Genomic DNA, 6,790 nt, shown 5'->3' with positions numbered 1-6,790 from the left:
CGTGGGGGCGGCCTGGCCTCTTCAGGGCGACCCGGACACCAGGGACATCCGCCCCCAACGTTCCGCCGCCCGCGTCGAGCTACGGACGGTCACCCTGGCCGGCCGGCCAACCATCCCATCGCCCCCTTTGCTCTGCTTCACCACAGGCAACAGGCACGGCCGGTAACTGTTGCCTCCGCTGAAGCAGAGCAAAGGCGAGCAGGAACAACCCTGCTCGGGGCGGCCGAGTCGAAGATGCCTGGTCAGGAGCTTCCGACGAACCGGGGTGGCGTCCCCAACGGGACCGCTCACTAGCTCTGCGGTGTCTTGGTGCCCTCGTCCAGGGCGGCCTGGATCGCCTCGGCCGTCCGCTTCCCCACCCCGGGCACCTCGGTGATCTCTTCGACGGTGGCGGCGGAGAGCCGCTTGAGCGAGCCGAAGTGCCGCAGCAGCGCCTTGCGCCGGATGTCGCCGAGCCCGGGGATGTTGTCCAGCGCCGACTCGGTCATCCGCTTCGAGCGCCGCTGCCGGTGGAAGGTGATGGCGAAGCGGTGCGCCTCGTCGCGGACCCGCTGCAGCAGGTAGAGCCCCTCCGAGGTGCGCGGCAGGATGACCGGGAACTCGTCGTCGGGCAGCCAGACCTCCTCCAGCCGCTTGGCCAGCCCGCACAGCGCCACGTCGTCGATGCCCAGCTCGGCGAGGGCCTGCGCGGCGGCGGCGACCTGCGGCGCGCCGCCGTCGACCACCACCAGTTGGGGCGGGTACGCGAACCGGCGCGGCCGGCCGGTGGTCGGGTCGATGCCGGGCCGGTCCGGGTCACCGGCGGTCTCCTCGCCGATCTCCCCCGTCTCGGCACGGGCGTCCAGGTAGCGGGCGAACCGCCGGCGCAGCACCTCGGACATGGCGGAGAGGTCGTCGGTGGCGCCCCGGACGATGAACCGCCGGTATTCGCTCTTGCGGGGCAGCCCGTCCTCGAAGACGACCATGCTGGCCACCACGTCCGTGCCCTGGATCTGGGAGACGTCGAAGCACTCGATGCGCAGCGGCGACGTCCGCATGCCTAGCGCGTCGGTGATCTCGTCGAGCGCCTTGCTACGGGTGGTCAGGTCACCGGCCCGCCTGAGCTTGTGCCGGGCGAGGGCGTCCTTGGCGTTGCGCTCCACGGTCTCCATCAGCGACTTCTTGTCGCCGCGCTGCGGCACCCGCAGCGACACCCGGCTGCCCCGATGGGTGGAGAGCCAGTCGGCGAGCGCGTCGGCGTCGGCGGGCAGCTCGGGCACGAGCAGCTCGCGGGGCACATCGGTCTCGCCCTGCTCCCCGCCGTAGACCTGGGTGCAGAAGTGGTGCACCAGGTCGCCGGTGCTCAGGTCCTCGGTCTTCTCCACCACCCAGCCGCGCTGGCCGCGGACCCGGCCGTCGCGGACGTGGAAGACCTGGACGGCGGCTTCGAGCGGATCGTCGGCGAAGGCCACCACGTCGGCGTCGGTGCCGTCGCCGAGCACCACCGTCTGCTTCTCCATCGCCCGCCGCAGGGCGGCGACGTCGTCGCGGAGCCGGGCGGCCCGCTCGAACTCCAGTTGCTCGCTGGCCTCGGTCATCTGCCGCTCGAGCCGGCGGACCATGGTATCGGTGCGGCCGGCCATGAAGTCGCAGAACGCGTTGACGATGTCCCGGTGCTGCTCGGCGGAGACGCTGCCGACGCACGGCGCGGAGCACTTGCCGATGTAACCCAGCAGGCAGGGCCGCCCGACCTGGCCGGCCCGCTTGAACACGCCGGACGAGCAGGTCCGCGCGGGGAAGACCCGGAGCAGCAGGTCGAGCGTCTCGCGAATCGCCCAGGCGTGCGAGTACGGCCCGAAGTAGCGCACCCCCTTGCGCTTGGCGCCCCGCATCACCTGGAGCCGCGGGTACTCCTCGTCGAGGGTGACGGCCAGGTACGGATACGACTTGTCGTCGCGGTAGCGGACGTTGAACCGCGGATCGTACTGCTTGATCCAGGTGTATTCGAGCTGGAGCGCCTCGACCTCGGTGCCGACGGTGACCCAGTCGACGGACTCGGCCGTGGTGACCATCTGCTGGGTGCGCTGGTGCAGGCCCCACAGGTCGGCGAAGTAGGAGTTGAGCCGGCTGCGCAGGTTCTTCGCCTTGCCGACGTAGATGACCCGGCCGGTGCCGTCCCGGAAGCGGTAGACCCCTGGCGACTCCGGAATGGTGCCGGGCGCGGGACGGTAGGTCGAGGGGTCAGCCACGCCGACAAGCCTAGTCCGCACCCCCGACACCCGGCCCCGCCGCCACAGGCGGCCCACCCACTGCCATCCGGCGACGCGGATCAGGGTGTCGGGGGGCGGTCGGGAAGATCGGAGACCCTCGCCGAGCCGGTGGTGACGCGAAGGAAAGGGTCAGGCGAGGGCGATCTGGTCGCCGTCGACCTTGATGTTCTTGGCCGCCAGCGGGCGGGTGGCGGGGCCCTGCTTCACCGAGCCGTCGGTGATCGAGAACCTGCTGCCGTGGCAGGTGCAGTTGATGGTGCCGCCGTCGACGTTCGACACCGGGCAGCCCTGGTGGGTGCAGATCGGGTCGAAGCCCTTGAACGTTCCCGGCTCGGGCTGGGTGATCACCACGCCCTTGCTGGCGTACACCGCGCCGCCCCCGACCGGGATGTCCGTGGTCCGGGCCAGCGGGCCGGAGGTGTCCCGGTTGCCGCCCTCGGCGTCGCCGGCGCCGGTCGCGCCCGGGCCGCCGCTGGTCGGGGCGGAGGTCCCGTCGCCGGAGTCGTCGTCGCTGCCGCAGGCGGCCAGCGCGACCGACACCCCGACCGCGCCGGCGCCCGCGAGAAGGGCCCGGCGCGTCTGCGTACCGGGCCCGGTCAGCACCTGATCGTCACTCATATCCGCCCTTTCTCTCGGCTGCCGCCCCCGTCGTGATCCGCGGCCACGTTTCTGGAACACGGATCACTGTGCCGCACGGTTCATACTGGCGCGTCACGAAATGGATATCGGAACGGGCGGGCCGGTTTCCCGACCCGCCCGCGTCGTACCGTCGGCTCAGCGCGCCCCGGCCGTGACCTTGCGGGTACGCGACTTGGTCGCCGCGCCGTTGGCCTTCGCCGCCCGCGACGTGGCCGCCCTGGCGCCCTTGGGCTCGCCGTCGAGCTTGAGCACCTGGCGCAGGAACTGGCCGGTGTGGCTCTCGGTCACCTCGGCGACCTCCTCCGGGGTGCCGGTGGCGAGCACCGTGCCGCCCCGGTGGCCGCCCTCGGGGCCCATGTCGATGAGCCAGTCGGCGGTCTTGATCACGTCGAGGTTGTGCTCGATGGTGATCACCGTGTTGCCCTTGTCGACCAGGCCCTCGAGCACCATCAGCAGCTTGCGGATGTCCTCGAAGTGCAGGCCGGTGGTCGGCTCGTCGAGCACGTAGACCGTCCGACCCGTGGAGCGCTTCTGCAGCTCGGAGGCGAGCTTGACCCGCTGCGCCTCACCGCCGGACAGCGTCGGCGCGGGCTGGCCGAGCCGGACGTAGCCGAGGCCCACGTCGACCAGTGTCTTCAGGTGCCGGTGGATGGCCGGGATGGCGGAGAAGAACTCGGCCGCCTCCTCGATCGGCATCTCCAGCACGTCGGAGACGGTCTTGCCCTTGTAGTGCACCTCCAGGGTCTCCCGGTTGTACCGGGCGCCCTTGCACACCTCGCAGGGGACGTAGACGTCCGGGAGGAAGTTCATCTCGATCTTGATGGTGCCGTCGCCGGAGCACGCCTCGCAGCGGCCACCCTTGACGTTGAACGAGAACCGGCCCGGGCCGTACCCCCGGACCTTCGCCTCGGTGGTCTCGGCGAAGAGCTTGCGGACGTGGTCCCAGACCCCGGTGTAGGTGGCCGGGTTGGACCGCGGCGTCCGGCCGATCGGCGACTGGTCGACGCCGACGACCTTGTCCACGTGCTCCAGGCCGGTGACCCGGGTGTGCCGCCCGGGGACCAGCCGGGCGCCGTTGATCTGGTTGGCCAGCACCGCGTACAGGATGTCGTTGACCAGCGTCGACTTGCCGGAGCCGCTGACCCCGGTGACCGCGATGAGCTGGCCGAGCGGGAACGACACGGTGAGGTTGCGCAGGTTGTGCTCCCGCGCCCCGTGCACCACCAGCTCCCGGCCGGGGGTCTGCGGCCGCCGCTGCCGCGGCGTCGGGATCGACTTGCGCCCCGACAGGTACGCCCCGGTGACCGACTCCTGGTTTTCCAGCAGCGCCGGCACCGAGCCGCTGTGCACGATCTCGCCGCCGTGCTCGCCGGCGCCCGGGCCGATGTCGACGATCCAGTCGGCGACCCGGATGGTGTCCTCGTCGTGCTCGACCACGATCAGCGTGTTGCCCAGCCCGCGCAGCCGGATCAGCGTCTCGATCAGCCGGTGATTGTCCCGCTGGTGCAGGCCGATCGACGGCTCGTCCAGCACGTAGAGCACGCCGACCAGGCCGGAGCCGATCTGGGTGGCGAGCCGGATGCGCTGCGCCTCACCGCCGGAGAGGGTGCCGGCCGCACGGTCCAGGGAGAGGTAGTCCAGGCCGACGTCGAGCAGGAACTTCAGCCGGGCGTTGATCTCCTTGAGCACCCGCTCGGCGATCATCTTCTGCCGGTCGGTCAGCTCGATGCCGGCGAGCAGCTCGGCCGCGTCCCCCACCGACAGGTTGCAGACCTCGGCGATGCTCCGGCCGGCCAGGGTGACCGCGAGCACCTCCGGCTTGAGCCGGGTGCCGCCGCAGGCCGCGCAGGGCACGTCCCGCATGTAGCCCTCGTACTTGTCCCGCGACCACTCCGACTCGGTGTCGGTGTGCCGGCGCTCGATCCACTGCACCACGCCCTCGAACCCGGTGTAGTAGGAGCGCTCGCGGCCGTACTTGTTGCGGTAGCGCACGTGCACCTGGTCGTCGGAGCCGTGCAGGATCGTCTTCTGCGCCCGCGACGGCAGCGCCCGCCAGGGCGTGTCGATGTCGAAGTGCTGGCTCTCGCCGAGCGCCTCCAGCAGGCGGAGGAAGTATTCCAGGTTGTGCCCGGTGGCCCAGGGCTGGATGGCGCCCTCGCGCAGGGTGCGCTCCGGGTCGGGGACGACCAGCTCCGCGTCGACCTCCTTCTTGGTGCCCAGGCCGGTGCACTCCGGGCAGGCGCCGTACGGCGCGTTGAAGGAGAAGACCCGGGGCTCCAGGTCCTCGATCGCCAGGGGGTGGTCGTTAGGGCAGGCCAGGTGCTCGGAGTAGCGGCGCTCCCGGTCCGCGTCGTCCTCGGGCAGGTCGACGAAGTCCAGCAGCACCAGGCCGCCGGAGAGGCCGAGCGCCGCCTCCACCGAGTCGGTCAGCCGCTGCTTGGCGCTCGCCTTCACGCTGAGCCGGTCGATCACCACCTCGATGGTGTGCTTCTCCTGCTTCTTGAGCTTCGGCGGCTCGGTCAGCGGGTGCACCACGCCGTCGACCCGGGCCCGGGCGTAGCCCTTGGCCTGGAGCTCGGCGAAGAGGTCGACGTACTCGCCCTTGCGGCCGCGGACCACCGGCGCGAGCACCATGAACCGGGTGCCCTCGTCCATCGCGAGGACCCGGTCGACGATCTGCTGCGGGCTCTGCTTGGAGATCCGCTCGCCGCAGACCGGGCAGTGCGGCTCACCGATGCGGGCGAAGAGCAGGCGCAGGTAGTCGTAGACCTCGGTGATGGTGCCGACGGTCGAGCGCGGGTTGCGCGAGGTGGACTTCTGGTCGATGGAGACCGCGGGGCTGAGGCCCTCGATGAAGTCGACGTCGGGCTTGTCCATCTGGCCGAGGAACTGCCGGGCGTACGACGACAGCGACTCGACGTAGCGGCGCTGGCCCTCGGCGAAGATGGTGTCGAAGGCCAGGCTCGACTTGCCCGACCCGGAGAGCCCGGTGAAGACGATCAGGGCGTCCCGGGGCAGGTCGAGACTGACGTCACGCAGGTTGTGCTCGCGCGCGCCACGGATGATCAGTCGATCGGCCACGGTCCGTGTACTCCCGGGAGAAGAAGGTGGGGCGGATCTGTCCGCTCCGAGCGGAGTCTGAGCGGTTTGCGGGCGCAGAAGAGACGCCTCGGCAACTTTAGCCCCGAGGTACGACAACTTTCCGCGCCCGCACATTCCCCCAGCTCAGGTGCCGGTCACACCGGCCCGATCCGGGCCGGCGTGCGCCGTCGACCGGTTCAGAATCCGCCCGGCGACGGAGGCGGCACCGGACGCCCCGTCCGTCGCCGGCCGCCGCGCCGGCCGCCGCGCCGCTCGGCGGCCAGCCGAACCTCCCGGCGGCGGCTCTCGAAGGCCACCTCCCGCTGCAGCCGGCGCCAGCTCTCCCAGCGCCGCGCCGGCAGTTCCCCGCACTCCAGCGCCTCCCGCACGGCGCAGGCGGGCTCGCCGTCGTGCGCGCAGTCGGCGTACCGGCAGCCGGTGGCCAGCTCGACGATGTCGGCGAAGGCCCGGTCCAGACCGGCCGACCCGTCCAGCAGGCCCACCGCCCGGACCCCCGGGGTGTCCACCACCGCGCCCCCGTGCGGGATCGGCACTACCGACCGCCAGGTGGTGGTGTGCCGCCCCTTGCCGTCGACCCGGCGGATCGCCTGGGTCGGCATGACGACGGCCCCGGCGAGGGCGTTGACCAGGCTCGACTTGCCGGCCCCGGAGGGCCCGAGCAGACCGAGCGTCCGCCCGGCGGCGACGAACGGCCGGAGCGGGTCGAGCCCGACGCCGTGTTCGGCGCTGACCGGCAGCACCGGCACCCCGGGCGCGACGGCGCCGAGCTGGCGGGCGAGCGCGGCCGGGTCGGCGGCCAG

4 protein-coding genes are annotated in these 6,790 nt (G+C 71.7%); all 4 read right to left on the bottom strand.

Features of this window, described 5'->3' with window-relative positions:
- Positions 1–290: 290 nt before the first annotated feature.
- Positions 291–2,228 (bottom strand): excinuclease ABC subunit UvrC, encoded by a 1,938-nt coding sequence (gene uvrC, locus DKT69_RS33040; RefSeq protein WP_109805334.1) that lies wholly within the window; start codon positions 2,226–2,228, stop codon positions 291–293.
- Positions 2,229–2,378: 150 nt separating this feature from the next.
- Positions 2,379–2,867, bottom strand: a complete 489-nt coding sequence (locus DKT69_RS33035) for a Rieske (2Fe-2S) protein (protein WP_109805333.1) — start codon at positions 2,865–2,867, stop codon at positions 2,379–2,381.
- Between the two features lie 156 nt (positions 2,868–3,023).
- Positions 3,024–5,969, bottom strand: coding sequence for an excinuclease ABC subunit UvrA (uvrA, locus tag DKT69_RS33030; RefSeq protein WP_109805332.1), 2,946 nt, complete (start codon positions 5,967–5,969; stop codon positions 3,024–3,026).
- Between the two features lie 197 nt (positions 5,970–6,166).
- Positions 6,167–6,790: ribosome small subunit-dependent GTPase A (rsgA, locus tag DKT69_RS33025; RefSeq protein WP_109805331.1), on the bottom strand; the 624-nt coding region annotated here is incomplete at its 5' end.

The organism is Micromonospora sicca, assembly GCF_003172935.1.
Classification (GTDB): Bacteria; Actinomycetota; Actinomycetes; order Mycobacteriales; family Micromonosporaceae; genus Micromonospora; species Micromonospora sicca.
Note: the sequence above shows the minus strand (reverse complement) of the source record. Positions and strands in the feature narration are given on the sequence as shown.

Excerpts from the sequence above, each read along its gene's own strand:
- DKT69_RS33035 (WP_109805333.1), bottom strand. The coding sequence starts at position 2,867 with ATGAGTGACGATCAGGTGCTGACCGGGCCCGGTACGCAGACGCGCCGG.